Genomic DNA, 26,245 nt, shown 5'->3' on the forward strand with positions numbered 1-26,245 from the left:
CAGTGTGTCAGTATCTTCGCACCCCTGCACGCGCATGCATGTCGATTGGAGACCTCGTGAGCAGCCGTCCCCTTCCCCAGGACCCCGTCGTCCGCGCCCTCGTCGCGCAGGCCCGCCAGGCGCAGCTGACGCGCCGCGGCCTGCTCGCCGGAGCGGGAGCCGGTGCATCCGCGCTCGCGCTCGCCGCCTGCTCGACCGGCGGCGGCCAGGCCAGGCCGACCGCCGCGACGGACACGTCCGACACGGACAAGACGCTCAACTGGGCCAACTGGGCCGCGTACATCGACGAGGACGACGACGGGAACTACCCCACGCTCGTCCGGTTCACCGAGGAGACCGGCATCGAGGTCAACTACGAGGTCGCGGTCGACGACAACAACACGTACTACGGCAAGGTCAAGGACCAGCTCGCCCTCGGCCAGGACATCGGGGCCGACACGGTGTGCCTCACCGACTGGATGGTCTCGCGCTGGATCCGCCTCGGGTACACGCAGGAGCTCGACCACGGGAACATCCCGAACATCGCCAACCTCGCGCCCGCGCTCGCGAACCCGAGCTTCGACGAGGGCCGTGCCCACTCGCTCCCGTGGCAGGGCGGCTTCGCCGGCATCTGCTGGAACACCGAGAAGGTGCCGGGCGGACTCGAGACCGTCCAGGACCTCTGGAGCTCCGAGCTGAAGGGCCGTGTCGGCGTGCTCTCCGAGATGCGCGACACGATGGGGCTGATCATGCTCCAGAACGGCGTGGACATCGCGAGCCCCGACTGGGGCGACGCCGAGTTCGACGCGGCGATCGAGATCCTCGACGAGCAGGTCGCGAACGGCCAGATCCGCAACATCAAGGGGAACTCGTACCTCGAGGACCTCAAGAGCGAGGACACGCTCGCGGCCATCTGCTGGTCGGGCGACATCACGGTCCTGAACGCCGAGGCCGGCGACAAGTGGCAGTTCGCCATTCCTTCGGCGGGCGGAACGCTGTGGAACGACAACTTCCTGATCCCCATCGGCTCCCCCCGCAAGGCGAACGCCGAGACGCTGATCAACTACTACTACGAGCCCGAGGTCGCGGCCGAGGTCGCGGCGTGGGTGAACTACATCACGCCCGTCGTCGGGGCGCAGGAGGCCGCGGTCGCGATCGACCCCGAGCTGGCCGAGAACCAGCTGATCTTCCCCAACGAGGAGACGCTCTCGAACGCGTTCATCTTCCGTGCGCTCTCCGGCGCCGAGGAGCAGAAGTACCAGACGCAGTTCCAGCAGATCCTCCTGGGTTCGTGATGTCGATCCGAGAGTTCGCCGAAAGCGGCGCCGACCTCGAGCTGGTCGGCATCCAGAAGCGGTTCCCGGGCTTCACGGCGATCGAGGAGCTCGACCTGACGATCCCGGCCGGGTCGTTCTTCGCGCTGCTCGGCCCGTCCGGCTGCGGCAAGACGACGACCCTCCGCCTCGTCGCGGGGCTCGAGGAGCCGACCGCCGGTCGCATCCTGATCGGCGGCAAGGACGTCACCGACACGAAGGCGCACCAGCGCCCCGTGAACACGGTGTTCCAGAGCTACGCGCTGTTCCCGCACATGTCGATCATCGACAACGTCGCGTTCGGCTTGAAGCGCCGTCGCATCGCGGACGCCGAGGCGAAGGCGCACGAGGCACTGAAGCTCGTCGAGCTCGACCACCTCGCGCAGCGACGCCCGGCGCAGCTCTCAGGCGGGCAGCAGCAGCGCGTCGCGCTCGCCCGCGCGATCGTGAACCGGCCTGCGCTGCTGCTGCTCGACGAGCCGCTCGGCGCGCTCGACCTGAAGCTCCGCCGCCAGATGCAGCTCGAGCTGAAGACGATCCAGGAGGAGGTCGGCCTCACCTTCCTGCACGTCACGCACGACCAGGAGGAGGCCATGACCATGGCCGACACGGTCGCGGTGATGAACAAGGGCGCGATCGAGCAGATGGGCGCTCCCGAGGAGCTCTACGAGCTGCCTCGCACCGCGTTCGTCGCGAACTTCCTCGGCAAGTCGAACCTGTTCACCGGAGACGTCGTCGGCACGACCGACACGGCGATGACCGTCGACGCGAGCGGTCACCGGATCACGATCGCGACGGCGCGTGCGCAGCGCCACCAGGGGCTCGTCACGGTGGGCGTCCGACCCGAGAAGGTCACGCTCCACGCGGAGCAGCCCGAGGAGGTCGCCGGTCGCAACCTGCTCGGGCCCGGTCGGGTGATCGACGTCTCGTTCGCCGGGGTCAGCACGGAATACATCGTCGCCGTTCCGGGCGTGGGCACGATCTCGGTCTTCGCCCAGAACATGAGCTTCGGCCCGGTCGCCCACGAGGGCTCCGAGGTCTGGCTCAGCTGGGACGTCGAGCACGGCTTCGGGCTCTCCGACGAACCCGACGAGTCGTCGCGATTCCCGGCCGACGCCGACACGCAGTCGATCGCGGTGCAGCGCCGGGAAGCGCTCCTCACGGAGCTCGAGGGCAGCTGAGCCATGGCCTTCGCAGCATTCGCGACGACGGAGGCGCAGCCGCAGACGGCACGGAGGAAGAGCCCCATCGCGCTCTTCCTCCTCCTGCCCGGCATCCTCTACCTCGTCCTGTTCTTCCTCACGCCGCTGATCTCCCTGATCCTGACCTCGCTGCAGGCCCCGAGCGAGTTCGGAGACATCGGCGTCTACGACTACGCGTTCAACTGGCAGAACTACGTCGCCGTCATCGAGAGCTACTGGCCGCACATCCTCCGCTCGTTCGGCTACGCCCTGCTCGCCACGGTGTTCGCGCTCCTGTTCAGCTATCCGATCGCGTACTTCATCGGTGTCAAGGCGCGGCGCAGGCCGCTCCTGCAGAGCCTGCTCCTGGTGCTCGTCATCGCCCCGTTCTTCATCAGCTTCCTGCTGCGCACGCTCGCGTGGAAGCAGATCCTGTCGGACGAGTCGCTGATCATCACCTCGCTCAAGGCGCTGTCGCTGCTCGCACCCGACGCGTACTTCGCCGGAACGCCGTTCGCGGTCGTGTTCGGCCTGACGTACAACTTCATCCCGTTCATGACGCTGCCGCTCTACACGGCGCTCGAGCGACTCGACACGCGCTACCTCGAGGCGGGCAGCGACCTGTACGCGAACTCCTTCACGGTGTTCCGCAAGGTCACGATCCCGCTGTCGATGCCCGGCATCGTCGCGGGCACGCTCCTCACGTTCATCCCCGCGGCCGGTGACTACATCAACGCCAGCCGCGACTTCCTCGGAGGCCCGGACACCCAGATGATGGGCAACGTGATCGAGGCGAACTTCCTCGTCCTGCTGAACTACCCGGCGGCCGCGGCGCTCTCGATCATCCTGATGGCGGCGATCCTCGTGCTCGTCGGCGTGTACGTGAAGCGATCCGGAACGGAGGACCTGCTGTGAGCGGCGAAGTCCAGGCGGCGGCCGTCCTCGGCGGCCTCGCCGAGAGCGAGGAACTCGAGGACCGGCGCGGGCCGCAGCGGCCCCGTCGACGCAGGATCGGCCTCGGCGACTGGCTGCTGCCCGTCTACGTCGTCCTCGCGTTCATCTTCCTCCTCATCCCGATCGCCTACACCTTCGTGTTCTCGTTCAACGACTCGCTGAAGTCGAACATCGCCTGGCGCGGGTTCACCTTCGACAAGTGGCTGAACGTCTGCAACGTCGAGGGCGGAGCGGTGTGCGAGGCCTTCGGGAACAGCATCGTCATCGGCCTCGTGTCGACGGTGGTCGCGACGACGCTCGGCACCATGATCGCGATCGCGCTCGTCCGCTACCGCTTCCGAGCGCGCTCGTCGATCAGCCTCCTGCTGTTCCTGCCGATGGCGACGCCCGAGGTGGTCCTCGGTGCGGGACTCGCGGCGCAGTTCCTGGCCGTCGGCGTGCCGAAGGACATGCTGACGATCATCCTCGCGCACACGATGTTCTGCATCAGCTTCGTGGTCGTCACGGTCAAGGCCCGCGTGGCGAGCCTCGACCCGGCCCTCGAGGAGGCAGGACGCGACCTGTACGGCTCCCCGCGGGAGGTGTTCTGGCGCATCACGTTCCCGCTGCTGACGCCCGGAATCATGGCGGCCGCGCTGCTGTCGTTCGCGCTGAGCTTCGACGACTTCATCATCACGAACTTCAACTCCGGTTCGGTGACGACGTTCCCGAAGTACATCTACATCTCGGCCTCTCGCGGCATCCCGGCCGAGGCGAATGTGATCGCGTCGGCGGTGTTCATCGTCGCACTCGCGATCGTGGTCATCGCGCAGGTGTCGCGTGCGGCTCGCGCCAAGAGGCTCGCAGCCGAGATGACCTGACCGGCACGCCCGACGAGGGAGGCCGCGACCCGTCGAGGGTCGCGGCCTCTCTGCGTCGAGGAGCGGGACGCAGGGCCCGAACGACGCTAGACCGTGGCGCGGATGCGGCCGACGACGCGCCCGCCGCCGAGCACGTCGAGACCGAGCTCCGGCTCGAGCGCATCGACGGCGGATGCCTCGAGCGCGCCGGCTCCGACGAGGAGCCGTGCCGCGACGACGACGGATGCGCGCGGGGAGCCGTCGAGCATCTTGAGCGCGACGGTGGTGCCGTCGGCGGCGGTCATGACCTGGACGCCCTCGGCTCCGAACTTGGAGAAGACGCCCAGGCGGTCGATCCCGACCGAGTCCGGTCGCCCGGGGCCGGCGATCGCCCACCCGTTCGCGCGCACGCCCTCGGCCAGCGCCGCCCCCTCGCGGAACAGCGCGAAGGGCGACGACGTCGACGACGACGCGATCTTCTGGATGCCGCGCGCGAGCGCCGTGAGTCCGACGGCATGCACCGGAGCGCCGCAGCCGTCGATCACGGTCGCCGACGGCCGCTCGCCGGTGAGGCGCTCGAACACGTCGAGGATGCGCTTCTGCAGCGGATGGTCGAGGTCGAGGTAGTCTCCCATCGACCAGCCGTTCGCATGGCAGGCGAGGAGCATCGCGGCATGCTTCCCCGAGCAGTTCATGGTGATCGGCTCGGGTCTCGTGCCGGCCCGCACGAGCTCGTCGCGGGACGCGCGGTCGGTCGGGAACTCGGCAGGGCAGCGCAGCGCCGACGCGGGCAGCCCTGCGCGTGCGAGCAGCCCGCGCACGAGTGCGACGTGCCCGGGCGTGCCGCTGTGGCTCGCGGTCGCGATCGCGGCGTCCTCGCCGCGGAGCGTGACCCCCGAGGTCATCACGGCGAGCGCCTGGAACGGCTTCATGCTGGAGCGGGGGAGCACCGGAGCGCTGGTGTCGCCGAGCTCGCGCACCACCTCGCCCTCGGGTGCGAGGACGACGGCGGAGCCGACGTGGCGCGACTCGATGAAGCCGCCGCGCTCGACGACGGCGAGCTGGGCTGCGGCCGAGGCCGTGAAGGTCTCGCCCACGGCTCAGGCGAGGGTCGCGAACGCGTCGTCGAGCACGCCGAGGGCGTCCTCGATGAGCTCGTCGGTCATCCGCAGGCTCGGCAGGAACCGGAGCACGTTGCCCCAGGTGCCCGCGCTCAGGAACAGCACGCCCTGCTGTGCGGCGTGGGCGACGATGGCGGAGACGGCGGCCGCGTTCGGGGCCTTGGTCGTCTCGGCGGTGCCGGACTCGACGAGTTCGATCGCGATCATCGCGCCGCGCCCGCGGATGTCGCCGATCACGTCGTACTTCGCGCGCAGCCGCTCGAGGCCCGCCGTGAGCGCGGCCTCGATGCGCCGGGCCTCGGCGAGGAGGTCCTCCTCCTCGATGGTCTCGAACACGGCCACGGCCGCCGCGCACGCGACCGGGTTGCCGCCGAAGGTCCCGCCGAGGCCGCCGGGGTGCGAGGCGTCCATGATCTCGGCGCGGCCGGTGACGGCGGCGAGCGGGAACCCCGCGGCGATGCCCTTCGCCGTGAGCACGAGGTCGGGTGTCCAGCCGAAGTGCTCCGACGCGTAGTAGGCGCCGGTCCGCGCCATCCCCGACTGGATCTCGTCGGCGATCATGACGACGCCGTTCGCGGTGCACCAGTCCTGCAGCGCGGGCAGGTAGCCGTCGGCGTAGACCATGAAGCCGCCCTCGCCCTGGATCGGCTCGACGACGAGGCAGGCGAGGTCGGATGCGCCGACGACCTTGTCGAGGTAGCCGATCGTGCGGGCCGCGGCCTCCTCGCCGCTGAGGCCGTCGCGGTAGGGGTACGAGCTCGGCGCGTGGTAGACGTCGCCGGCGAGCGGGCCGAACCCGGTCGCGTACGGCATGGCCTTGTAGTTCATCGCCATCGTGAGGTTCGTGCGCCCGTGGTAGGCGTGGTCGAGCACCGCGACGGCACGGCGGCCGGTGTGCTTGCGGGCGATCTTCACGCCGTTCTCGACCGCCTCGGCGCCCGAGTTCACGAGCACGGACTTCTTCGCGAAGTCGCCCGGCGTGTGCGCGGCGAGCAGCTCCGCGACGCGCACGTACTCCTCGTAGGGCGTGATGGTGAACAGCGTGTGCAGCACGTCGCGCGACTGCGCGGCGGCGGCCTCGACGACCCGTGCGGGCGTGTGGCCGGCCGTCGTCACGCCGATGCCGGCGCCGAAGTCGAGGAACCGATTGCCGTCGACGTCCTCGAGGACCGCACCGTGGGCACGCTCGATGTACACGGGGAGGACGCTCGACACGCCCGCCGACACGACGGCGTTGCGGCGCGCCTGAAGCTCCTGCGAGCGGGGACCGGGAACGGCGGTGACGATCCGTCGCTCCTGCGGCACGGTGGCCGATTCGGCCGACTCGGCGGGCACGGATTCGACGGGGATCCAGGTGTCAGTCATGATCGGACCAGCTTAACCCCGAGGCCGGTGCGCGACGTCGGCGGCCGGGTGCAGGATCGACGGCGGCGGGCGAGGCCCGCACCGCGTGACGGGAGGGATCGACATGCTCGGCGAGCACCACTACGCGATCGAGCTCGAGTGGCAGGGCGACCGCGGCGAGGGCACCTCGTCGTACCGGTCGTACGGCCGCCGGCACGCCGTGCGGGCGGCAGGCAAGCTGCACGAGATCGCCGGATCGAGCGACCGCGCCTTCCACGGCGACCGTGATCGCTGGAATCCGGAGGAGCTCGTGCTCGCCGCGCTCAGCGAATGCCACATGCTCTCGTACCTGCACGTCGCCGTGAACCACGGCGTCGTCGTGGTCGGCTACGAGGATGCCGCGACCGCGACGATGCGCGAGGACGGGCGCGGCGGAGGGCGGCTCGAGGTCGCGGTCCTGCGCCCGCGCGTCACGGTCGCCGAGGCGTCGATGCGCGAGCTCGCCGAGTCGCTGCACCACGAGGCGTCCGAGAAGTGCTTCATCGCGGCATCCGTCGCCTTCCCCGTCCGGCACGAGCCGACGACGCTCGTCCGCGGCGTCTAGGGCGCGACGCCGAGCGGATCAGGGAAGCGACTGGGTCGGCGCGAGCGCCGTGCCGGGCGGAGCGGGTGCCGGGCAGGGGTAGCCGCCGACGAGGCGAGAGCACGGCGGGAAGTACGCCGGGAGGCGTTCGTCGTGCGGGTCGCCGAACCACCGGTTCCAGATGCGCCAGAAGTTCAGGTTGCCGTAGGCCGAGCAGTCGTCCCCGGCCGACGGGTCGGCGAGGACGGCGTCGTTCGGCTGGTAGGGCGTGTAGTTGTAGAGGTTCGCGGTCGCCTGGTTGCGGATGCGCACGGTCGACGCGCCGCAGGCCGCGTCGGGGTGGAAGCCGACGTCGACCGTGCCGACGTGGAACTTCCGGACGGGCTCGGCCGTGTACTGCCGGAACTGCCACGCGGCCCGGTACACCTGGTTGAAGAACCCGAAGTACCGGGCGTCGCAGTCGGCCGTGTCCGGGCAGCCGTAACCCGTGGCGCGCTCGTAGCCGCGAGCGCTCGGCCTCGTGAGCAGGGACTGCTCCTTCTGCAGCAGCACGAGGAGCGTCTGCGGGCTCACGCCGCAGGCCGCGGCGACCTCGCTGACGATGCGGCTCGCGGGGACGGCCTCGCGGCCCGGGACGGCGGCGCAGTGCCGCGGCCCGGCCGCCGGGACGGCCGCCACGTCCTCGGTGTAGTCGCTGAGGCACGGCACGGCGTCGACGGGCCGGCAGTCGCGCGACTCGAGGAAGACCTGGATGTCGCGCACGCTCATCGCCGTCGAGTCGTAGAACGCGTCGTCGCTCACGATGAACCCCGGATCGAACCGATCGGTCGAGGGGATGCGCCGATCGGCGGAGGTCGGGTCGCGCTCGATCCCGGTGGTCGGCACGCACCCGGCCAGCAGCAGTGCGGCGGCCGCCGCGACCGCAGCGACCCACCCACGAGCGGTCGTCCTCATCGGGCCGACGATACCCGTGCCCACCCACCGGTCGCTGGGAGGCCGCCCCGACTCCGGCGCGTCGCGACCGATCGGTGCCGCGGCGCGGCTACACGCGTTCGCGGGGGGCGACGCGGTCCGCGAGCTTCGCGAGCGCGCCGTGCGGCGGCGCCTCGTTGTACGCGTCGGCGAGTTCCTGGCCCGTGAGTGCGTGGATCGCCGCCATGACCTCGTCGGTCGCGGCTCGGCGCGCGCGTCCCGACGACGGCGCCCCGTGCCTGCTGAGGTCGAGCGGCTCGCCGAAGCGCACCGTGACCGGGCGCACGCGCGGCACCGACGAGCCGACGGGCTGGATCTCGTGGGTGCCGATGAGGCCGACGGGCACGACCGTCGCGCCGGTCGTGAGCGCCAGCCAGGCGATGCCGGTGCGCCCCCGGTACAGTCGCCCGTCGAGGGAGCGCGTGCCCTCCGGGTAGAGCGCGAACGCGCTGCCGGAGTCGAGGATCCGGCGGCCCTGGTCGAGCGCGGCCTGCGCCTGCGCGCCGGCGCCGCGTTCCACGCTCACCGCGCCGATGGCGGTGAAGAACGTGCGGGACATCCATCCCTTGAGACCGGTGCCCGTGAAGTAGTGCGACTTCGCCAGGAACTGCACCGGTCGCGGTGCGGCGAGCGGGATCACGATGCTGTCGACGAAGGAAAGGTGGTTGGAGGCGAGGATGACGGGGCCGGTCCGCGGCACGTTCTCGGCACCGGTGATCGTCGGCCGGTAGATCATCCTGACGAGCGGCCGGAGGACGCCTCGGACGAGCCCGTACACCGGGCCGGGCTTCGCCCGCGGGGAGGGGACTGCGTCGGCCTCGATCTCACTCACCCTCCGACGCTACGTCAGGCCGTATGCGAGCCCCGGAATATGGCGGGGGATCGGCGGCAGCCCGGGAGTGCGACATCATGGGCGCATGGACATCGCATCCGCCGAGGTCGTCGAGCTCGAGGACGCCGGGGTGCGCGTGATGGTCGCCGCGGGCGGCAGGCGCGGCGCCGGCGTCGAATCGGTGCTCCGCGCGCACCTCGCCGCGTCGGCGGGCGTCCCGGCCGACGACGTCGAACTCGTCCACGCGTGCCCGGTGTGCGGCGTGCGGCACGGCAGCCCCGTCGTCCGGTACCCGACGACCCCGTCGGGCGGTCCGTGGTTCGCCGACGCGGCGACGGGAGCCGGAGTGGTCGTCGCGGCCGTCGGTACGAGGCATCCGGTCGGGGTCGGCATCGAGGCCGCGGCCCCGGAACCCGCGCCCGCCCTCGACGCCGCGGCGCTGCACCCGATCGAGCGCGCACGGCTCGACGACGTGGACCCGTCGGCGCGTGCGCTCGTGCGTGCCCAGGTGTGGGCGCGCAAGTCCGCACTGCTGCGGGCGGTCGGCCACCTCGAGGTCCTCGAACCCTGCCGCATCGCCCTCACGCTGCCCGGCGACGACCACGGCGACGCGCGCATCACGAGGAGCGTGCCCGAGCTCGGCTCGAGCTGGGCGGACGTCCGGATCATGGACGTCGCCGTGCCGGGCCGCGTCGCGGCATCCGTCGCCCTGCTGCCTCGACGCTGACGCCCGCGGCCTAGAGTGGCCTTGTGCGCAGCGTCATCATCCTCGGGTCCACCGGTTCCATCGGCACGCAGGCGCTCGACGTCATCCGCGCCAACCCGCGCCGCTTCGACGTCGTCGGGCTCGCCGTCGGGTCGAACCGCGCCGAGCTCGAGCGGCAGGCCGACGAGTTCGGCGTCGAGCACACCGCGGTCGGCATCGACGAGGCCGTGCAGCTCGTCCGGAGCGTCGACGCCGACGTCGTCCTCAACGGCATCACGGGCTCGGTCGGGCTCGGTCCGACGATCGCGACCCTCGAGCGGGGCATGACCCTCGCCCTGGCGAACAAGGAGTCGCTCATCGTGGGCGGCGACCTCGTGACCCGGCTCGCGGCCCCCGGCCAGATCGTGCCCGTCGACTCCGAGCACTCGGCCATCGCGCAGGCGCTGCGCTCCGGCACGCACGACGAGGTGCGCCGCCTCGTGCTGACCGCCTCCGGCGGGCCCTTCCGGGGTCGTCGGCGCGAGGAGCTCGCGGACGTGACGCCGGCCGAGGCCCTCGCCCACCCCACCTGGGACATGGGGCTCGTGGTCACGACGAACTCGGCGACCCTGGTGAACAAGGGCCTCGAGGTGATCGAGGCGCACCTGCTGTTCTCGGTGGACTACGACCGCATCGACGTCGTCGTGCACCCGCAGTCGATCGTGCACTCGATGGTCGAGTTCGTGGACGGCTCGACGATCGCGCAGGCGTCGCCGCCCGACATGCGCCTGCCGATCTCGCTCGGGCTCGACTGGCCGAACCGCGTGGCGGCGGCCGGGAAGCCGCTGGACTGGACGAGCGCGCAGCAGTGGAGCTTCGAGCCGCTGGACGAGTCCGCGTTCCCCGCCGTGAGGCTCGCCAAGCAGGTCGGTCGAGCGGGCGGCGAGTATCCCGCGGTGTTCAACGCCGCCAACGAGCAGGCGGTCGCGGCGTTCCACGCGGGTCGGATCGGGTTCACCGAGATCGTCGACACCGTGAAGGCGGTCGTCGACGCCCACGAGTCACCGTCGGGCGTCCTCACCGTCGACTCGCTCGCGGAGGCGGAGCGGGTCGCGCGCCGGGCGGCCGACCTGCGCATCGCGCGCGCCTAGGAACCCACGGCCGGCCCGCTGGGCCGCGCCGACCGTGAGCCGGCGGGATCCGTTCACAGTCCGCGGACAGCGCGCGCCAAGGGATCGCCCCTACGATGACGGGGTGGAATCCGTGCTCCTGTTCGTGATCGGCGTCGCCATCATCGTCGTCGGCCTCGCCGTCTCGATCGGCCTGCACGAGATCGGGCACCTCGTGCCCGCGAAGCTGTTCGGCGTCAAGGTGACCCAGTACATGATCGGCTTCGGGCCGACCATCTGGTCGCGCCGGAAGGGCGAGACGGAGTACGGGGTCAAGGCGATCCCGCTCGGCGGCTACATCGCCATGATCGGCATGTTCCCGCCCGGCAAGGACGGTCACGCGAAGGAGGACAGCACGGGCTTCTTCCGCACGCTCGTCCAGGACGCCCGCGATTCCAGCGCCGAGTCCATCACCCCGGGCGACGAGCACCGCGCCTTCTACCGGCTGCCGGTCTGGAAGCGGATCATCGTCATGTTCGGCGGGCCGTTCATGAACCTCGTCCTCGCGATCGTCCTGTTCGGCGTGCTGCTCATGGGCTTCGGCATCTCGCAGCCGTCCACGACGATCGGATCGGTCTCGGAGTGCGCGCTGCCCGCGACGAGCGAGCGCCAGACCTGCGAACCCGGCGATCCGGCGGCACCGGGCGCCGAGGCGGGCATCCAGCCCGGCGACACGATCCTCGTCGTCGCGGGCCAGCCGATCCAGACGTGGGCGGAGTCCACCGCCATCATCCGCGAGCACCCGGGCGAGGAGATCCCCGTCGTCGTCCTGCGCGACGGCGAGGAGGTCACGCTCGCGGTGACGCCGCTGCTCAGCGAGCGGTACGTGGTCGACGAGCAGGGCCGGATCGTCGACGGCGCCGACGGCGAGCCGATCACCGACGAGGTCGGCTTCGTCGGCATCGGGCCCGCAGCCGAGACCGTGCGCCAGCCGCCGTCGGCCGTGCTGCCGATGGTCGGCGAGAACGTCCAGGCGGTGGCCGGCATCATCGTGAACCTCCCGCAGCGGTTGGTGGATGTCGCCAACGCCGCGTTCGGCCCGGAGGAGCGCGACCCGGACGGGCCGATCTCGGTGGTCGGCGTGGGCCGGGTCGCAGGCGAGATCGCGAGCCTCGACGAGGTTCCGATCGCCTCGCGTGCGGCGGGGCTCGTCGGCATCCTCGCCTCGCTCAACGTCGCACTGTTCGTCTTCAACCTGATCCCGTTGCTGCCGCTCGACGGCGGGCACATCGCCGGCGCCCTGTGGGAGGCGATCCGTCGGGGCTGGGCGAAGCTCAGGAACCGGCCCGACCCGGGGCCGGTCGACCTCGCGAAGCTGATGCCGCTCACCTTCGCGATGGTCATCATCCTCGGTGGCATGAGCGCGCTGCTCATCTACGCCGACATCGTGAAGCCCGTCAGCCTGTTCTGAGCTCGATCCGTCCCCGGGTCGGGGCGGAGCCGGCCGGGGCCCGATCGCTCATGCCAGCGCGCGCTCGAGCGCGGCCGCCTGGTGGCGATGCCCGATGGTCTCGTAGCCGACGATCACGATCATGGGCGAGAGCGACGTGATCACGATGCCGAGGCCCATGCTCGCGCCGCCGGCGACGGCCATCACCGCGGCGACGAGCGGGATGATGCTGCCGACGTAGAGCACGACGTGGAACGGGTCGAACTCGCGCAGCAGCGCCGAGTAGATCGTGAACAGCGCGGTCGAGAAGGCGGCCACGGGGACGACGACGGTGAGCAGCGCCGTCGTGTCGTCGATGTGCGCGGTGCCCTCGATCACGTACGCCGCGACGTGCAGCCCCGCGCCGGTCGCGGCGAGCGAGCCGAAGATCGCCAGGTGCCCGTAGCCCCAGACGAACCCGCGTTCGCGGTGCCGCGCGAGCACTGCGCCGGAGGGCATGATGAAGTACACCCACCACAGCCCGAACGCGAGCATCGTGCCGCCGACGGTCACGAGCACGGCCTCGACGTCCCAGCCCTGCTCCTCGACGACCGCGCTGATCGCGAGGATGGTGCCGAGCACGATCTCGCCGAGCGTGATGATGACGAGCAGGCCGTACCGTTCGGCGACGTGGTGCGGATGCCACGGCGTGCCGCCGCCGACGCGCTCGGCGATCATCGGACCCGCCATCTCGAACGCCACGAGCGCCAGCCACACGAGCACCACGGTCGAGAGCGGGGGATTCGCGACGAGCAGCAGGATCCAGCCGACCTGCGCGGCCGAGACGAGCACGACGTAGGTCAGCGCGGTGCGGCGTCGCGGCGGGTCGTGGCGGGCGGCGCGGACCCACAGCGCGACGACCGCGACGCGCATGATCACGTACCCGATCACGACGACGCCGTTCTCGAGCTCGCCGCCCTCGTCGATCGAGTGGAACGCCTGGGGGAGTCCGAGCGCGAGCACGATGACGCCGATCATCACGACCATCGTGGCGATGCGGAAGAACACGTCGTCGTTGTCGTAGGCCGACGCGAGCCACGTGAAGTTGATCCAGGCCCATGCGATCGCGAACACCGCGAACACGAAGCCGGCGGTCGCCGCGCCGAAGTGCCCGAGCTCGAGCAGGTGCGCGGTCTGGCTCCCGGCTGCGCTGAACGCCGCGACGAAGACGAGGTCGAAGAAGAGCTCGAGCGGCGTGGCCGAGCGGTGCGGCTCGTCGGGGTCGCGGCCGGACATCCGGCGGAGGCGGTGGTCGAGGCGCGTCGGTCGGGCCGCCGGCTGCCCGGCGGCATCCGTCGTCGTCTCGCTCATCTGCGCCTCCTCACCGGACGGGCCCCTGCCGTGGGGAACATTCCACCACAGCAGGGGCCCGTCGGAGGGGGTCAGCGGGAGAGCAGGAGCGCCTCGCCCTGGCCGCCGCCGCCGCACAGTGCCACGGCCGCCCTGCCGCCGTCGCGCCGGGCGAGCTCGAGCGCGGCGTGCAGCGCCAGGCGGGCTCCGGACGCGCCGATCGGGTGGCCGAGCGCGATGGCCCCGCCGTGGACGTTGACGGTGTCGGGATCGAGCGAGAGGTCCTTCATCGACTGCAGCGACACCGCGGCGAAGGCCTCGTTGATCTCGACCAGGTCGAGGTCGCCGGCCTGCCAGCCGGCTCGGTCGAGCGCGGCCGCGATGGCGTTCGAGGGCTGCGAGTGCAGCGAGTTGTCGGGCCCGGCGACCTGGCCGGATGCTCCGACCAGCGCGAGCCACGGCAGGCCCCGCTCCTCGGCCCAGGCGCGGCTCGCGACCACGACGGCCGCGGCGCCGTCGGAGATCGGCGAGGAGTTGCCGGCGGTGATCGCACCGCCTTCGGCGAAGGCGGGCCGGAGCTTCGACAGCGTCTCGGGCGTGGAGTCGGGGCGTACGCCCTCGTCCGTCGTGACGACGACGGGGTCGCCCTTGCGCTGGGGGATCTCGACGGGCACGATCTCGTCGTCGAACAGGCCGTCGGCCTGCGCGCGGCCGGCGCGCACGTGCGAGGCCGCCGCGATCTCGTCCTGCTCGGCGCGGCCGAGGCCGTAGCGCTCGTTGAAGCGCTCGGTCGAGGCGCCCATCGACTCCTGGTCGAACGCGTCGGTGAGGCCGTCGGCGGCGGTGTGGTCGAGCAGCTCGACGCTGCCGTACATGTGCCCCTTCCGGGACCCGGGGAGCAGGTGCGGCGCGTTGGTCATGGACTCCTGGCCGCCGGCGACGACGACCTCGGCCTCGCCGAGGCGGATCAGCCGCGCGGCATCCGTCACCGCGACCAGGCCCGACAGGCACACCTTGTTCAGCGTGATCGCGGGCACGCGCCACGGGATGCCCGCCGCGACCGCGGACTGCTTGGCGGGGTTCTGGCCGGCGCCGGCCTGGAGCACCTGGCCCATGATCACGGCGTCGACGTCGTCGGGGGAGACCCCGGCCTTCTCGAGGGCGCCGCGGATGGCGACGGTGCCGAGTTCGACGGCGGTTCGACTGCCCAGGTTGCCGGCGATGCGGCCGAACGGCGTACGGGCGCCGGCGACGATGACGACGTCGGGAAAGCTCATTTCGGTGGGACTCCTTCGTCTCTGCGTCGGTGCACGGGGTCGGTGCGCCGATCCGGGTTGCGCGTCGTGCGCGATCGACTCTAGTGTACGTTCCTGAGACCTGAACCACCTGTCAGGTTCTGACACCGTCGTCACTCAGAGAGGCTCACAGCATGCGAGTTACACCGAAGTACCTCGCGCCGGCGCTCGTCGCCGCCGCGGCGATCACCCTGGCCGGTTGCGCACCGACCACCTCCGGGGGAGGCGACGCCGAGGGGGCGGACGCCGCTCCCGTCGCGATCGGCATGATCACGTCCCAGACCGGACCGCTCGCCGCCTACGGCGAGGCCTACACCGCCGGTTTCGAGGCCGGCCTCGACTACGCCACGGACGGCACCGGCGAGGTGGACGGCCAGGAGCTCGAGATCACCTGGGAGGACGACCAGGGCAACCCCGACACCGCGGTCGCCAAGGCCAAGGACCTCATCGGCCAGGGCACCAAGGTGCTCGCCGGCACGGTCGTCTCGGGCATCGCGACCTCGCTCGCCGAGCAGGCCGAGCAGAACGAGATCCTCTACATCTCGGGCCCCGCGGCCGCCGACGCCATCACCGGCGTGAACGACTACACGTTCCGCTCGGGCCGCCAGACCTACCAGGACGTCGCCACCGCGGGAACGTTCATCGGCGACCCCGACGGCAAGAAGGTCGTCGTCTTCGCCCAGGACACGGCGTTCGGCCAGGGCAACCTCGCGGGCGTCGAGGCCGTGCTCGGCGGCCAGGGCGCCGAGGTGCAGGGCGTGCTCGTCGCCGAGGACGCGACCGAGTTCACCCCGTTCGCGCAGCAGCTCATCGACGCGCAGCCCGACCTGGTCTTCGTCGCCTGGGCAGGCGCCTCCTCGGGCGCCATGTGGACCGCGCTGCAGCAGCAGGGCGTCTTCGACGCCGCACCGGTCGTCACCGGCCTCGGCGACGTCGCCACCTACCAGGCCTACGGCGACGCGTCGGCCGACATCTCGTTCCTCAACCACTACTTCGGCGGCGCCGCGGGCACCGACATCGAGGAGGAGATGATCACCCGCCTGGAGGAGGCCGGCGCCACGCCCGACCTGTTCTCGGTCGACGGGTTCGTGGCCGCCCAGATGATCGTGCAGGCCGTGCGCGAGGGCGGCGACGACGTCGACGCCATGATCGAGGCGCTCGAGGGCTGGACCTTCGAGTCGGTCAAGGGCGAGGTCACCGTCCGCGCCGAGGACCACGCCCTCATCCAGCCGATGTACCAGGTGAACCTCGTCGAGGGCGCCGACGGATGGGCCCCCGAGCTCATCGAGACGATCGACGCCGAGACCGTCGCCCCGCCGGTCGTCGGCTGACCGCACCACCCACCCGAACCGACCAGGAACGGAAGCACACGCGATCATGACCGACCACGCGGCGCTCGAACTCGAGCACGTCACCCTCCGGATCGGCGGAGCCCACATCCTCAAGGACGTGTCGCTCAGCGTGCCCGAGGGCGAGATGCTCGGCGTCATCGGCCCGAACGGCGCCGGCAAGACGACGCTCTTCAACATCGTCTCCGGCGTCCTGCGACCGACGGAGGGCGCCGTGCGCCTCGCCGGCGCCGACGTGACCACCCAGCCGGTGCACCGGCGCGCCGCGGCCGGCCTCGGCCGCACGTTCCAGACCTCGAGCCTCTTCCCGGCGCTCGACGTGCTCGAGAACGTGCGGCTGGCCGCCCAGGTGCGCGAGGGCCGCGCGGCATCCGTGTTCCGCACCCCGCGGCGCACGGATGCCGCGACCCGGCGAGCCCTCGCAGCCCTGGAGGAGGTCGGCATGGCGCAGCGCGCCGACGCCGGCGCCTCGGGGCTCTCGCACGGCGAGAAGCGGAAGGTCGAGATCGCGATGCTCATCGCGATGGAGCCCCGCGTGATCCTCCTCGACGAGCCCATGGCGGGCGTCGGCTCCGCCGACGTCCCCGCGCTCACCGAGGTCATCCGCGGGCTCCATCGCGGCGGGCGCACCGTGCTCATGGTCGAGCACCACATGGACGTCGTCCTCGGTCTCGCCGACCGGGTCGCCGTCATGCACCACGGCGAACTGCTCGCCGCAGACTCCCCGGAGGCCGTCATGGCGAACCCCACCGTCCAATCCGCCTACCTCGGGTCCGCCGCATGAGCGGGCCCGTCGCGGACGAACCCATCCTGAGCGTCCGGAACCTCTACGGCCGCATCGCCGGCCAGCAGGTCGTCGAGGACGTCTCGTTCGACGTCCCCGCGACCGGGGTCACCGCGCTCCTCGGCCGGAACGGCGTCGGCAAGACGTCGACGATCAAGTCGATCCTCGGCCTGATCGACCGCACCGGCGAGGTGCGCCTCGCAGGCGAGCGCATCGACCGGGCGCCCACCCACCGCATCGTGCAGCGCGGCGTCGCGTACGTGCCCGAGGACCGCGAGGTCTTCGGCTCGCTCACCGTGGCCGAGAACCTGCGCCTCGCCGAGCGCGACCGCTCACCGCGGCGCGAGCTCGTGGCATCCCTCTTCCCCGACCTCGAGGCGCGACGCGAGCAGCGCGCGGGCACGCTCTCCGGCGGCCAGCAGCAGATGGTCTCGCTCGCCCGGGCACTGGTGAACGAGAACCGGTTGCTGCTCGTCGACGAGCCGACCAAGGGACTCGCGCCGCGCATCGTCGACGAGGTCGCCGACGCACTCGCGGAGGCCGCGCGCACGGCCCCGATCCTCCTCGTCGAGCAGAACCTGTTCGTCGTCCGCCGCCTCGCAGAGCGCGTGGTGGTGCTCTCCTCGGGCCGCGTCGTCTTCACCGGCCCGGCCGAGGAGCTCCTCGACGATCACGACCGCGTGCAGCGGTTCCTCGGCGTGCACGACGAACGGGAGGCCGCCTGATGGACACCCTGGTCCTCCTGCTCATCACCGGCCTCGGCCTCGGCGCACTCTACTTCCTGGTCGCGAGCGGGCTCTCGCTCATCTACGGCCTCATGGGCGTGCTGAACTTCGCCCACGGCGCGTTCCTCACGATCGCCGCGTTCCTCGGCTGGGAGGCCGGCCGCCGGATCTCCGACGGCACCTGGACGGGCCTCGCGATCTCCGCGCTCGTCGGCATCCTCGTCGGCGCGACCGTCGCGGTGCTGACCGAGGTGCTCATCATCCGCCGCCTCTACGAGCGGCACATCGAGCAGGCGCTCGTCACCGTCGGGATCTCGCTGGCCGCGGTCGCCTTGTTCGAGGGGATCTGGGGCACCGACCCGATCTACACCGACCGGCCGGCCTGGCTCACCCAGACCACCGAGATCCTCGGCGCCCGCATCCCGAACGACCGGTTCCTGCTCATCGCGTGCGCGGCGCTCGTGCTCGGCGGCATCGTGCTGTTCCTCCGCAGGACCCGGTACGGCCTCATCATCCGCGCCGGCGTCGAGAACCGGCACATGGTGACCGCCCTCGGCATCGACGTCCGCCGCTCGTTCACGCTCGTGTTCGCGATCGGCGGCGCCGCCGCCGGGCTCGGCGGGGTCCTGGCATCCGTGTACTACGGCTACGTCTCGGCCCACCTCGGATCGGTGCTGCTCATCTTCGCGTTCATCGTCACCGTCATCGGCGGGCTCGGCTCGCTGACCGGCGCCGCGATCGCCTCGGTGCTCGTGGCCGTGCTGCAGCAGTTCGCGAACTTCTACCTCGGCGGCACCGGCGACCTGGTCGTCGTCGTGCTCCTCGCCGCCGTCCTGCTCATCCGCCCGCGTGGACTCATGGGGAAGGCCGCATGACCGCCAAGTCGCTCCGCCTCGTCATCGGCGGCATCCTGCTCGTCGTCGCACTCGCGATCCTGCCCCTGCTGGCCATCGACGTCCCGGGCGTCCTGCCCGGGCCGACCTACACGCCCGGCACGCTGCAGCTGCTCGCGTTCGCGCTGCTGATCGCGGCGCTGGCGCTCACCTACCGCATGATGTTCGGCCTGGCCGGCCTGCTCTCGTTCGGCCACGCGCTGTTCTTCGCCGCGGGCGCCTACGGGCTCGCGATGACGCTCGAGGCCTTCGGGCCCGCGGAATGGCCGAGCGCGCTCGTCTTCACCGTCGCGATCGCCGTGACGCTCGTGCTCGGCTTCGTGCTCGCCGCGACCGTCGGGGCGCTCGCGCTGCGGGTCACCGGGATCTCGTTCGCGATGGTGACGCTCGCGTTCGCACAGGCCGGCTCGGTGCTGATCCGTCGCAACCCGGGCAGCGCGACGGGCGGTGACGAGGGGCTCGCCCTCGACACCGCGCACGTCCCGCCCGAGCTCGTCGGCGTCGTCGACACGCGCAACCTCTACTGGGTCGCGCTCGGCATCCTCGTGCTCGTCTACCTGATCGTGCTGTGGGTCGAGAAGAGCCGTGCGGGCCACGTCGCCGAGGCGATCCGCGAGAACGAGCTCCGCGTGCGGGTCATCGGCCTGCGCCCGTACAACGTGAAGCTCCTCGTGTTCATCGCGGCCTCCGTCCTCGCGTCGGTCGCGGGCATGGGGTACCTCCTGCTGCAGTCCGGGGCGGCGCCGCGCATCGCGACGGCCGACTTCACGCTGACGCTCCTCGTCATCGTGGTGCTCGGCGGAGTGGGCGCCCGGTGGGGCGCGATCGTCGGCGGTATCGTCTACACACTGCTCGACCAGCGCCTCACGGCGCTCGCCGGGTCGGACGCGATCGCCGCCCTGCCCGACATCCTCCGGGTCCCGCTGTCCGAGCCGCTCTTCATCCTGGGGACGCTGTTCGTCCTCGTGGTGCTGTTCCTCCCGGGGGGAATCGCGGGGCTGCCCGCCCGCATCGCCACGGGCCGCAAGCAGCACCCGGCCGAGCCGGAGGAGACGGTGGATGCCTGACGGATCCTGCACGCTGGGCCGGTGGACCTCGGACCGCGCCCGCACGACACCCGACGCGATCGCGATCGACGACCGCGGCGTCGCGATCAGCTACCGCGAGCTCGATGATCGCGCCGAGCGGCTGGCCGCGGCCTTCCGAGCGGCCGGCTACGCGATCGGCGACCGCGTCGCGACGATCACCGGCAACAGCGCCGACCACGTCGTGCTGTTCTTCGCGTGCGCCAAGGCGGGGCTCGCGCTCGTGCCGCTCTCGTGGCGCCTGTCGCCCCGCGAGCTCTCGGAGCAGCTCGAGATCGCCGATCCGGTGATCCTCCTCGTCGAGGACGAGTTCCAGACGCTCTCGCGGGCGACGCTCGGCCGGCTCGCCCGGCGGATCCCGGTCGCGGCGCTCGGTGCGCACGGCGTCGAGCAGCAGGTGCCCCATCCGGGCGCGCGCGCGGAGGCGCCGACGACGCGGACCGACGTGCGCGACGACGACACGCTGCTCATCGTGTTCACCTCGGGCACCGCCTCGCGGCCGAAGGGCGCGATGCTCACGCACGCGAACTGCTTCTGGACGAACCTGTCGCTGTCGAAGACCATCGCGATCGCCGAGCACGACGTCGTGCTCGCCGTCATGCCGCAGTTCCACGTCGGCGGGTGGAACATCCAGCCGCTGCTCGCCTGGTGGTCGGGTGCGACCGTGGTGCTCGAGCGGACCTTCGACCCGGGCCGGGTGCTTCGGCTCGTCGCCGAGCGCGGGATCACGACGATGATGGGCGTCCCCGCGAACTACCTGTTCCTCGCGCAGCATCCGGACTTCGCGCACACCGATCTCTCGAGCCTCGGGCACGCCGTCGTCGGCGGGGCCCCGATGCCGCCGGCACTGCTGCGCACCTGGCATGCCAGGGGCGTCGCCCTCACGCAGGGCTACGGACTCACCGAGGCGTCGCCGAACGTGCTCTGCCTGCCCGACCGCGAGGCCCGCGAGCGCGTCGGCTCGGCCGGGCTGCCCTACGCGCACGTCGACGTCGAGGTCGCCGATCCGGCGACCGGGGAGCTCCTCGACGGAGCGGCCGAGGGAGAGCTGCTGGTCTCGGGGCCGGGCGTGTTCGCCGGGTACCTCCGCGACCCGGACGCCACGGCCGCGGCGCTCCGCGACGGCCGGCTGCACACGGGTGACCTCGTGCGTCGCGACGAGGACGGCTACTTCACGATCATCGACCGGCTGACCGACGTCTACATCTCGGGCGGGGAGGGCGTCTCGCCCGCCGAGGTCGAATCGGTGCTCATCGCGCATCCCGCGGTCGCCGACGTCGCGGTCGTCGGGGTGCCCGACGAGCGGTGGGGCGAGGCCGGGTCGGCCTGGGTCGTGCTCCGACCGGGTGCGATCACGGATGCCGCAGAGCTCGCGGAGTTCGCGCGAGCCTCGCTCGCGGGCTACAAGGTCCCGCGCGACATCCGCTTCATCGACGAGATCCCGCGATCGACGGCGGCGAAGACCCTCCGCCGCGTGCTCGCCGAGCGGGCGGCGCGCCTGGCCGAGGGAGCCGACGCATGAGCGCCGCACCGCGCACCGCGCGCGGCGAGCAGACGCGCCGGCGGATCCTCGAGGCGTCCGAGCACGTGTTCGCCGAGCACGGCTACACCGAGTCATCCGTCTCGCGCATCACCGAGCGGGCGGGCGTCGGCCAGGGCACGTTCTACCTGTACTTCGACTCGAAGCTCGACGTGTTCGACGAGCTCGTCGAGGACCTGAACCACCGGGTGCGGCAGGCGATGAGCGAGGGCGCGCGTGGCGCGACGACCCGGCTCGAGGCCGAGCGCGAGGGCTTCGCCGCGTTCTTCCGGTTCACCGCCGAGCACCCGGCGCTGTACCGGGTCGTACGGGAGGCGGAGTTCGTCTCGCCCGGCGCGCTGCGCCTGCACTACACCCGCATCGTGGAGGGCTACATCGACGGCCTGCGCCAGGCGCAGCTCGACGGCGAGATCTCGGACATCGATCCGACGGTGGCCGCGTGGGCGCTCATGGGCATCGGCGAGATGATCGGCATGCGCTGGGTGCTCTGGGGCGACGGCGCGGGCGGACCCGGCGACGACGCCGACCCGACCGCGTCGGGCACCGACGCGGTCCCCGAGCACGTGCTCGACGAGATGATGCGATTCATCGGCGGCGCCCTGGGACGGGGCGACCGCCGCGCCGAAGGGGAGGACTCATGACCGGACTGGCCGGACGGCGCGCGATCGTCACGGGGGGAGCGAGCGGCATCGGCCTCGCGTGCGCGGAGGCGTTCGCCGAGGCGGGCGCGCAGGTGACCATCGCCGACCTGAACGGCGCTGCCGCCGAAGCGGTGGCCGAGCGGATCGGCGGCGAGGCGTGGCAGGTCGACCTCGGCGACACCGCGGCGCTCGCCGACCTCGCCATCGAGGCCGACATCCTGGTCAACAACGCCGGCATCCAGCACGTGCGCCCGATCGAGGCGTTCGAGCCCGAGCGGTTCTCGCTGCTGCTGCGCATCATGCTCGAGGCGCCCTTCCTGCTGATCCGCGCCGCCCTGCCCGGCATGTACGAGCGCGGCTGGGGCCGCGTCATCAACCTGTCGAGCGTGCACGGGCTGCGCGCCTCTCCGTACAAGTCGGCGTACGTCGCCGCGAAGCACGGCCTCGAGGGCCTCTCGAAGGTGACGGCGCTCGAGGGCGGCCCGCACGGCGTCACGTCGAACTGCGTGAACCCCGGCTACGTGCGCACGCCGCTCGTCGAGAAGCAGATCGCCGACCAGGCGAAGGTGCACGGCATCCGGGAGGAGGACGTCGTCGAGCAGGTGATGCTGACCGAGTCCGCCATCAAGCGGCTCGTCGAGCCGTCGGAGGTGGCGAGCCTCGTGCGCTGGCTCGCGAGCGACGACGCGCGCATGGTGACCGGCGCGAGCTACACCATGGACGGCGGATGGAGCGCCCGATGACCGGACCCGAACCGTTCTCCGCACCGGTCCGCGGCGGCGACCTCGCCGGCGGCCAGTGGCGGTCGGACGCCACCGGCACGCCGGTGCTCGCCATCCACGGCATCACCGCGAGCCATCGCGCGTGGCACCACGTCGCTGCGGCGCTGCCGGATCGGCGCATCGCAGCACCCGACCTCCGGGGACGCGGCCGCTCCGCCGGCCTGCCCGGCCCCTGGTCGCTGCGCGACCATGCCGACGACCAGCTGCGCGTGCTCGACGCGCTCGGCATCGAGCGCGCGTTCGTGGTCGGGCACTCGATGGGCGCGTTCGTGACGGTCCGGCTCGCGGCGTCCCACCCCGACCGCGTCGCGGGCGTCGTGCTCGTCGACGGCGGCCTGCCGATCCCGCACCCCGAGGGACTGGACCCGGAGCAGGTCGCGGCCGCCGTGCTCGGCCCTGCCATCGCGCGGCTCGAGATGCGCTTCGCCGACCACGCCGCGTACGCCGACTTCTGGAAGGCGCATCCGGCGATCGGGCCGGCCTGGGACGAGCGGGTCGCCGACTACGTCGCGTACGACCTCGTCGGCTCGGAGCCCGAGCTGCGCAGCTCGTCGGTCGCGGAGGCGGTCGCCCAGAACGTCCTCGAGCTCGACGGCGGCGACGGCTACCTCGACGACCTGCTGGGGCTTCCCGCTCCCGTCGACTTCCTCCGCGCGGAGCGCGGGATGCTCGACCAGCCCGAGGGGCTGTACCCTGCCGAACGGGTGGCGGCGACCGCAGAACGGATGCCGGCGCTCCGCGTCACCGAGGTCGCGGAGCTCAACCACTACACCATCGTCATGACGGATGCGGGCGCGGCCCGGGTCGCCGCGGTCGTCGCACCGCGACTGGCCGAGGCCGACGCCGCGGCATCCGTCGGGACGCGTTGACGAGGAGGTCACACGATGACACTGGACAAGACCGTCGGATCGGCCGCGGAGGCGGTCGCCGACATCCCGGACGGCGCGTCGCTCGCCGTCGGCGGGTTCGGGCTCTGCGGCATCCCCATGGTGCTGATCCAGGCGCTGCTCGAGCGCCGGGTCGGCGACCTGTCGGTCGTGTCGAACAACTGCGGCGTCGACGACTGGGGCCTCGGGGTGCTGCTCGGGGCGGGGTTGATCCGCAAGATGACCTCGTCGTACGTCGGCGAGAACAAGGAGTTCGAGCGGCAGTACCTGTCGGGCGAGCTCGAGCTCGAGCTGACGCCGCAGGGCACGCTCGCCGAGAAGCTGCGGGCCGGCGGCGCCGGCATCGCCGGGTTCTTCACCCAGACCGGGGTCGGCACGCAGGTCGCCGAGGGCGGACTGCCGCAGAGGTACGCCGCCGACGGCTCGATCGCCGTCGCGTCGAAGCCGAAGCCCGTGCAGACGTTCACGATGCGCGGCGAGGAGCACGAGTTCGTGCTCGAGGAGGCCATCACGACGGACTTCGCGCTCGTGCACGCGATGAAGGGCGACCGGCACGGCAACCTCGTCTTCGACAAGTCGGCCCGCAACTTCTCGCCGCTGTGCGCGATGGCCGGCCGCATCTGCATCGCCGAGGTCGAGGAGCTCGTCGAGCCCGGCGAGATCGACGCCGACGCCGTGCACCTGCCCGGCATCTTCGTGGACCGCATCGTCGAGGTCGGCCCGGACATCGAGAAGCGCATCGAACGACGCACCGTGCGAGAGGGGAACTGAGATGGCGCTCACCAGGCTCGAGATGGCCGCGCGCGCGGCGAAGGAGCTGACGGACGGCTCGTACGTGAACCTCGGCATCGGCCTGCCGACGCTCGTGCCGAACTACGTGCCCGACGGCGTCACCGTCGTGCTGCAGTCGGAGAACGGCATCCTCGGCGTCGGGCCGTACCCGACCGAGGACCAGGTCGACCCCGACCTCATCAACGCCGGCAAGGAGACCGTGACGGTGCTCCCCGGTGCGGCCTACTTCGACTCCGCGACGAGCTTCGGCATGATCCGCGGCGGCAAGGTGGACGCGGCCATCCTCGGCGCCATGCAGGTCTCCGCGACGGGCGACCTCGCGAACTGGATGATCCCGGGGAAGATGGTCAAGGGGCCCGGCGGCGCGATGGACCTCGTGCACGGCGCCCGCAAGCGCATCGTGCTCATGGAGCACGTCGCCAAGGACGGCTCGCCGAAGATCGTCGACGCGTGCTCGCTGCCGCTGACCGGCAAGGGCGTCGTCGACCGGATCATCACCGACCTCGCCGTCATCGACGTGACCCCCGACGGGCTGAAGCTCGTCGAGCTCGCGCCCGGGGTCACCGTCGACGAGGTCGTCGAGAAGACCCAGCCCGCGCTCGACACCTCGAGCGTCACCGCACTCACGACGTAGACCCGTCCGCACCACCCGCACCACCCCGAAGGCCCGAAGGAGCGCCACATGGACCACTTCCTCCCCGGCATCGTCGTGCACGAGCTCGCGACGCCGCGCTACACCGCGCAGGTGCTCGAACGTCCCGCCGCGGACGCCGACTCGCCGCGCGCGACCGTGCTGTTCGTGCACGGCAACGTGTCGTCGTCGCTGTTCTGGCAGCCGACCATGCTCGCACTCCCGCCGGACGTCCGAGCGCTCGCCGTCGACCTGCGTGGATTCGGCGGCAGCGAGGTGCGGCCGGTCGACGCGACCCGCGGGCTCGGCGACTACGCCGAGGACGTGGCATCGGTCGTCGAGGCCCTCGGGCTCGACGAGGTGCACCTGGTCGGGTGGAGCATGGGCGGCGGGGTCGTGATGCAGTCGCTCCTCGAGCACGAGCTGCCCGTGGCATCCGTCACGCTCGTGAACCCGGTCTCGCCGTACGGATTCGGGGCGACGGATGCCGCGGGCCGGCTGCTCACGCCGGATGCCGCGGGCTCGGGCGGCGGGGGAGCGAACCCCGACTTCATCGCCCGGCTGAGGGACGGCGACCGGACCGCGGACGCGCCGTCGTCGCCGCGCTCGGTGTACCTCGGCACGTACGTGACGCCCGGGTTCGCCTCCGAGCACGACGACCGCTGGGTCGAGTCGATGCTCACGACCGCGGTCGGCGAGGACAACTACCCGGGTGACGCGCAGGCCTCGGAGAACTGGCCCGGCTTCGCGCCCGGCACGCGCGGCGTGCTCAACACGATGGCCCCGACCCGGTTCGACGCGAGCGGCATCGTCGACCTCGACGCCAAGCCGCCGATCCTGTGGATCCGGGGCGCGAACGACGTCATCGTCTCCGACACGTCGCTGTTCGACCTCAACCACCTCGGCGCGCTCGGCGTGATCCCGGGCTGGCCGGGCGAGGACGTGGCGCCGGCGCAGCCCATGGTCGCGCAGACCCGCGCGGTGCTCGAGACCTACGCCGAGCGGGGCGGCGCGTACCGCGAGGCCGTGTTCGAGGCGAGCGGGCACTCGCCGCTCATCGAGGAGCCGGAGCGCTTCGTCGCCGAACTCGTGGCGCATGTGCTGGGGAACGACGAGACGGCCGACTGAGCGTCGGCCGTGACGGAGTCGT

The 26,245-nt window shown here is 71.7% G+C and carries 26 protein-coding genes; 20 read left to right on the top strand and 6 right to left on the bottom strand.

Going from position 1 to position 26,245, the window contains the following annotated elements:
* Positions 1-56: 56 nt before the first annotated feature.
* The 4 genes from ACFVHK_RS04770 to ACFVHK_RS04785 all read left to right on the top strand — a co-directional run bounded on the left by ACFVHK_RS04770 (position 57) and on the right by ACFVHK_RS04785 (position 4,287).
* A complete protein-coding gene (locus tag ACFVHK_RS04770; RefSeq protein ID WP_376927835.1) occupies positions 57-1,274 on the top strand; it encodes an ABC transporter substrate-binding protein in 1,218 nt (405 codons plus the stop codon).
* Positions 1,274-2,473, top strand: a complete 1,200-nt coding sequence (locus ACFVHK_RS04775) for an ABC transporter ATP-binding protein (protein ID WP_129234336.1) — start codon at positions 1,274-1,276, stop codon at positions 2,471-2,473. Before ACFVHK_RS04770 ends, ACFVHK_RS04775 begins: the two co-directional genes overlap by 1 nt.
* A 3-nt stretch (positions 2,474-2,476) precedes the next feature.
* Entirely contained in the window at positions 2,477-3,388 is a 912-nt protein-coding gene (locus ACFVHK_RS04780; RefSeq protein ID WP_129234335.1) for an ABC transporter permease, read from the top strand.
* Between the two features lie 95 nt (positions 3,389-3,483).
* Complete coding sequence (locus ACFVHK_RS04785; RefSeq protein ID WP_207207052.1) at positions 3,484-4,287, top strand: ABC transporter permease; 804 nt, start codon at positions 3,484-3,486, stop codon at positions 4,285-4,287.
* A gap of 86 nt (positions 4,288-4,373) precedes the next feature.
* Here the strand turns inward: ACFVHK_RS04785 and ACFVHK_RS04790 are convergent, their stop codons facing one another.
* Together ACFVHK_RS04790 and gabT are read right to left on the bottom strand one after the other, a co-directional pair.
* Positions 4,374-5,363, bottom strand: coding sequence for an asparaginase (locus ACFVHK_RS04790; protein WP_376927836.1), 990 nt, complete (start codon positions 5,361-5,363; stop codon positions 4,374-4,376).
* Positions 5,364-5,366: 3 nt separating this feature from the next.
* Entirely contained in the window at positions 5,367-6,752 is a 1,386-nt protein-coding gene (gene gabT / locus ACFVHK_RS04795; RefSeq protein ID WP_376927837.1) for a 4-aminobutyrate--2-oxoglutarate transaminase, read from the bottom strand.
* A gap of 103 nt (positions 6,753-6,855) precedes the next feature.
* On the opposite strand from gabT, the gene ACFVHK_RS04800 reads away from it, so the two are divergent.
* A complete protein-coding gene (locus ACFVHK_RS04800; protein ID WP_376927998.1) occupies positions 6,856-7,335 on the top strand; it encodes an OsmC family protein in 480 nt (159 codons plus the stop codon).
* A gap of 18 nt (positions 7,336-7,353) precedes the next feature.
* On the opposite strand, the gene ACFVHK_RS04805 is transcribed toward ACFVHK_RS04800, so the two are convergent.
* Together ACFVHK_RS04805 and ACFVHK_RS04810 are read right to left on the bottom strand one after the other, a co-directional pair.
* Positions 7,354-8,268 (bottom strand): hypothetical protein, encoded by a 915-nt coding sequence (locus tag ACFVHK_RS04805; protein WP_376927838.1) that lies wholly within the window; start codon positions 8,266-8,268, stop codon positions 7,354-7,356.
* Between the two features lie 88 nt (positions 8,269-8,356).
* Entirely contained in the window at positions 8,357-9,118 is a 762-nt protein-coding gene (locus tag ACFVHK_RS04810; protein ID WP_376927839.1) for a lysophospholipid acyltransferase family protein, read from the bottom strand.
* Between the two features lie 85 nt (positions 9,119-9,203).
* On the opposite strand from ACFVHK_RS04810, the gene ACFVHK_RS04815 reads away from it, so the two are divergent.
* The 3 genes from ACFVHK_RS04815 (at position 9,204) to ACFVHK_RS04825 (ending at position 12,383) form a co-directional block, all read left to right on the top strand.
* Positions 9,204-9,845, top strand: a complete 642-nt coding sequence (locus tag ACFVHK_RS04815) for a hypothetical protein (RefSeq protein ID WP_376927840.1) — start codon at positions 9,204-9,206, stop codon at positions 9,843-9,845.
* A gap of 23 nt (positions 9,846-9,868) precedes the next feature.
* Entirely contained in the window at positions 9,869-10,954 is a 1,086-nt protein-coding gene (gene dxr, locus ACFVHK_RS04820; RefSeq protein ID WP_376927841.1) for a 1-deoxy-D-xylulose-5-phosphate reductoisomerase, read from the top strand.
* A gap of 103 nt (positions 10,955-11,057) precedes the next feature.
* The gene (locus ACFVHK_RS04825) at positions 11,058-12,383 is read left to right on the top strand and encodes a M50 family metallopeptidase (RefSeq protein ID WP_376927842.1); all 1,326 of its coding nucleotides are present in this window, start codon (positions 11,058-11,060) and stop codon (positions 12,381-12,383) included.
* A 48-nt stretch (positions 12,384-12,431) separates the two neighbouring features.
* Here ACFVHK_RS04825 and ACFVHK_RS04830 read toward each other — a convergent pair whose 3' ends face one another.
* The gene (locus tag ACFVHK_RS04830; protein WP_376927843.1) at positions 12,432-13,712 is read right to left on the bottom strand and encodes a low temperature requirement protein A; all 1,281 of its coding nucleotides are present in this window, start codon (positions 13,710-13,712) and stop codon (positions 12,432-12,434) included.
* Positions 13,713-13,783: 71 nt separating this feature from the next.
* Entirely contained in the window at positions 13,784-14,968 is a 1,185-nt protein-coding gene (locus tag ACFVHK_RS04835; protein ID WP_376927844.1) for an acetyl-CoA C-acetyltransferase, read from the bottom strand.
* 152 nt (positions 14,969-15,120) lie between these two features.
* Between ACFVHK_RS04835 and ACFVHK_RS04840 the strand changes: the two genes are divergently transcribed.
* The 12 genes from ACFVHK_RS04840 to ACFVHK_RS04895 are packed head-to-tail and all read left to right on the top strand — an operon-like array spanning position 15,121 to position 26,223.
* A complete protein-coding gene (locus ACFVHK_RS04840; protein ID WP_376927845.1) occupies positions 15,121-16,317 on the top strand; it encodes a substrate-binding domain-containing protein in 1,197 nt (398 codons plus the stop codon).
* Positions 16,318-16,363: 46 nt separating this feature from the next.
* On the top strand, positions 16,364-17,119 hold the full coding sequence (locus tag ACFVHK_RS04845; RefSeq protein ID WP_376927846.1) for an ABC transporter ATP-binding protein: 756 nt from the start codon (positions 16,364-16,366) through the stop codon (positions 17,117-17,119).
* On the top strand, positions 17,116-17,844 hold the full coding sequence (locus ACFVHK_RS04850) for an ABC transporter ATP-binding protein (protein WP_376927847.1): 729 nt from the start codon (positions 17,116-17,118) through the stop codon (positions 17,842-17,844). The genes ACFVHK_RS04845 and ACFVHK_RS04850 overlap by 4 nt, the downstream gene beginning before the upstream one ends.
* Positions 17,844-18,719 carry a branched-chain amino acid ABC transporter permease gene (locus tag ACFVHK_RS04855; RefSeq protein ID WP_129233202.1) on the top strand — a complete coding sequence of 292 codons (876 nt, stop codon included), beginning with the start codon at positions 17,844-17,846 and terminating at the stop codon, positions 18,717-18,719. The genes ACFVHK_RS04850 and ACFVHK_RS04855 overlap by 1 nt, the downstream gene beginning before the upstream one ends.
* Positions 18,716-19,804 (top strand): branched-chain amino acid ABC transporter permease, encoded by a 1,089-nt coding sequence (locus ACFVHK_RS04860; protein ID WP_376927848.1) that lies wholly within the window; start codon positions 18,716-18,718, stop codon positions 19,802-19,804. Before ACFVHK_RS04855 ends, ACFVHK_RS04860 begins: the two co-directional genes overlap by 4 nt.
* The gene (locus tag ACFVHK_RS04865; RefSeq protein ID WP_376927849.1) at positions 19,797-21,344 is read left to right on the top strand and encodes a class I adenylate-forming enzyme family protein; all 1,548 of its coding nucleotides are present in this window, start codon (positions 19,797-19,799) and stop codon (positions 21,342-21,344) included. The genes ACFVHK_RS04860 and ACFVHK_RS04865 overlap by 8 nt, the downstream gene beginning before the upstream one ends.
* The gene (locus ACFVHK_RS04870) at positions 21,341-22,003 is read left to right on the top strand and encodes a TetR/AcrR family transcriptional regulator (protein WP_376927850.1); all 663 of its coding nucleotides are present in this window, start codon (positions 21,341-21,343) and stop codon (positions 22,001-22,003) included. The genes ACFVHK_RS04865 and ACFVHK_RS04870 overlap by 4 nt, the downstream gene beginning before the upstream one ends.
* Positions 22,000-22,746, top strand: a complete 747-nt coding sequence (locus ACFVHK_RS04875; protein WP_376927851.1) for a 3-hydroxybutyrate dehydrogenase — start codon at positions 22,000-22,002, stop codon at positions 22,744-22,746. The genes ACFVHK_RS04870 and ACFVHK_RS04875 overlap by 4 nt, the downstream gene beginning before the upstream one ends.
* Positions 22,743-23,654, top strand: a complete 912-nt coding sequence (locus ACFVHK_RS04880; protein ID WP_376927852.1) for an alpha/beta hydrolase — start codon at positions 22,743-22,745, stop codon at positions 23,652-23,654. Before ACFVHK_RS04875 ends, ACFVHK_RS04880 begins: the two co-directional genes overlap by 4 nt.
* Positions 23,655-23,669: 15 nt before the next feature.
* Positions 23,670-24,443 carry a CoA transferase subunit A gene (locus tag ACFVHK_RS04885; protein WP_376927853.1) on the top strand — a complete coding sequence of 258 codons (774 nt, stop codon included), beginning with the start codon at positions 23,670-23,672 and terminating at the stop codon, positions 24,441-24,443.
* Between the two features lies 1 nt (position 24,444).
* Complete coding sequence (locus tag ACFVHK_RS04890) at positions 24,445-25,098, top strand: CoA transferase subunit B (RefSeq protein WP_376927854.1); 654 nt, start codon at positions 24,445-24,447, stop codon at positions 25,096-25,098.
* Positions 25,099-25,146: 48 nt separating this feature from the next.
* The gene (locus ACFVHK_RS04895) at positions 25,147-26,223 is read left to right on the top strand and encodes an alpha/beta fold hydrolase (protein ID WP_376927855.1); all 1,077 of its coding nucleotides are present in this window, start codon (positions 25,147-25,149) and stop codon (positions 26,221-26,223) included.
* Positions 26,224-26,245 lie beyond the last annotated feature (22 nt).

This window comes from Agromyces binzhouensis (assembly GCF_042672355.1).
GTDB classification, from domain to species: domain Bacteria; phylum Actinomycetota; class Actinomycetes; order Actinomycetales; family Microbacteriaceae; genus Agromyces; species Agromyces binzhouensis.

Coding starts and splice junctions, on each gene's coding strand:
- ACFVHK_RS04775 (WP_129234336.1), top strand. CDS start 1,274: ATGTCGATCCGAGAGTTCGCCGAAAGCGGCGCCGACCTCGAGCTGGTC.
- ACFVHK_RS04855 (WP_129233202.1), top strand. CDS start 17,844: ATGGACACCCTGGTCCTCCTGCTCATCACCGGCCTCGGCCTCGGCGCA.
- ACFVHK_RS04840 (WP_376927845.1), top strand. CDS start 15,121: ATGCGAGTTACACCGAAGTACCTCGCGCCGGCGCTCGTCGCCGCCGCG.
- ACFVHK_RS04875 (WP_376927851.1), top strand. CDS start 22,000: ATGACCGGACTGGCCGGACGGCGCGCGATCGTCACGGGGGGAGCGAGC.
- gabT (WP_376927837.1), bottom strand. CDS start 6,752: ATGACTGACACCTGGATCCCCGTCGAATCCGTGCCCGCCGAGTCGGCC.
- ACFVHK_RS04895 (WP_376927855.1), top strand. CDS start 25,147: ATGGACCACTTCCTCCCCGGCATCGTCGTGCACGAGCTCGCGACGCCG.
- ACFVHK_RS04870 (WP_376927850.1), top strand. CDS start 21,341: ATGAGCGCCGCACCGCGCACCGCGCGCGGCGAGCAGACGCGCCGGCGG.
- ACFVHK_RS04835 (WP_376927844.1), bottom strand. CDS start 14,968: ATGAGCTTTCCCGACGTCGTCATCGTCGCCGGCGCCCGTACGCCGTTC.
- ACFVHK_RS04805 (WP_376927838.1), bottom strand. CDS start 8,268: ATGAGGACGACCGCTCGTGGGTGGGTCGCTGCGGTCGCGGCGGCCGCC.
- ACFVHK_RS04800 (WP_376927998.1), top strand. CDS start 6,856: ATGCTCGGCGAGCACCACTACGCGATCGAGCTCGAGTGGCAGGGCGAC.
- ACFVHK_RS04830 (WP_376927843.1), bottom strand. CDS start 13,712: ATGAGCGAGACGACGACGGATGCCGCCGGGCAGCCGGCGGCCCGACCG.
- ACFVHK_RS04860 (WP_376927848.1), top strand. CDS start 18,716: ATGACCGCCAAGTCGCTCCGCCTCGTCATCGGCGGCATCCTGCTCGTC.
- ACFVHK_RS04865 (WP_376927849.1), top strand. CDS start 19,797: ATGCCTGACGGATCCTGCACGCTGGGCCGGTGGACCTCGGACCGCGCC.
- ACFVHK_RS04880 (WP_376927852.1), top strand. CDS start 22,743: ATGACCGGACCCGAACCGTTCTCCGCACCGGTCCGCGGCGGCGACCTC.
- ACFVHK_RS04780 (WP_129234335.1), top strand. CDS start 2,477: ATGGCCTTCGCAGCATTCGCGACGACGGAGGCGCAGCCGCAGACGGCA.
- ACFVHK_RS04850 (WP_376927847.1), top strand. CDS start 17,116: ATGAGCGGGCCCGTCGCGGACGAACCCATCCTGAGCGTCCGGAACCTC.
- ACFVHK_RS04815 (WP_376927840.1), top strand. CDS start 9,204: ATGGACATCGCATCCGCCGAGGTCGTCGAGCTCGAGGACGCCGGGGTG.
- ACFVHK_RS04845 (WP_376927846.1), top strand. CDS start 16,364: ATGACCGACCACGCGGCGCTCGAACTCGAGCACGTCACCCTCCGGATC.
- ACFVHK_RS04885 (WP_376927853.1), top strand. CDS start 23,670: ATGACACTGGACAAGACCGTCGGATCGGCCGCGGAGGCGGTCGCCGAC.
- ACFVHK_RS04890 (WP_376927854.1), top strand. CDS start 24,445: ATGGCGCTCACCAGGCTCGAGATGGCCGCGCGCGCGGCGAAGGAGCTG.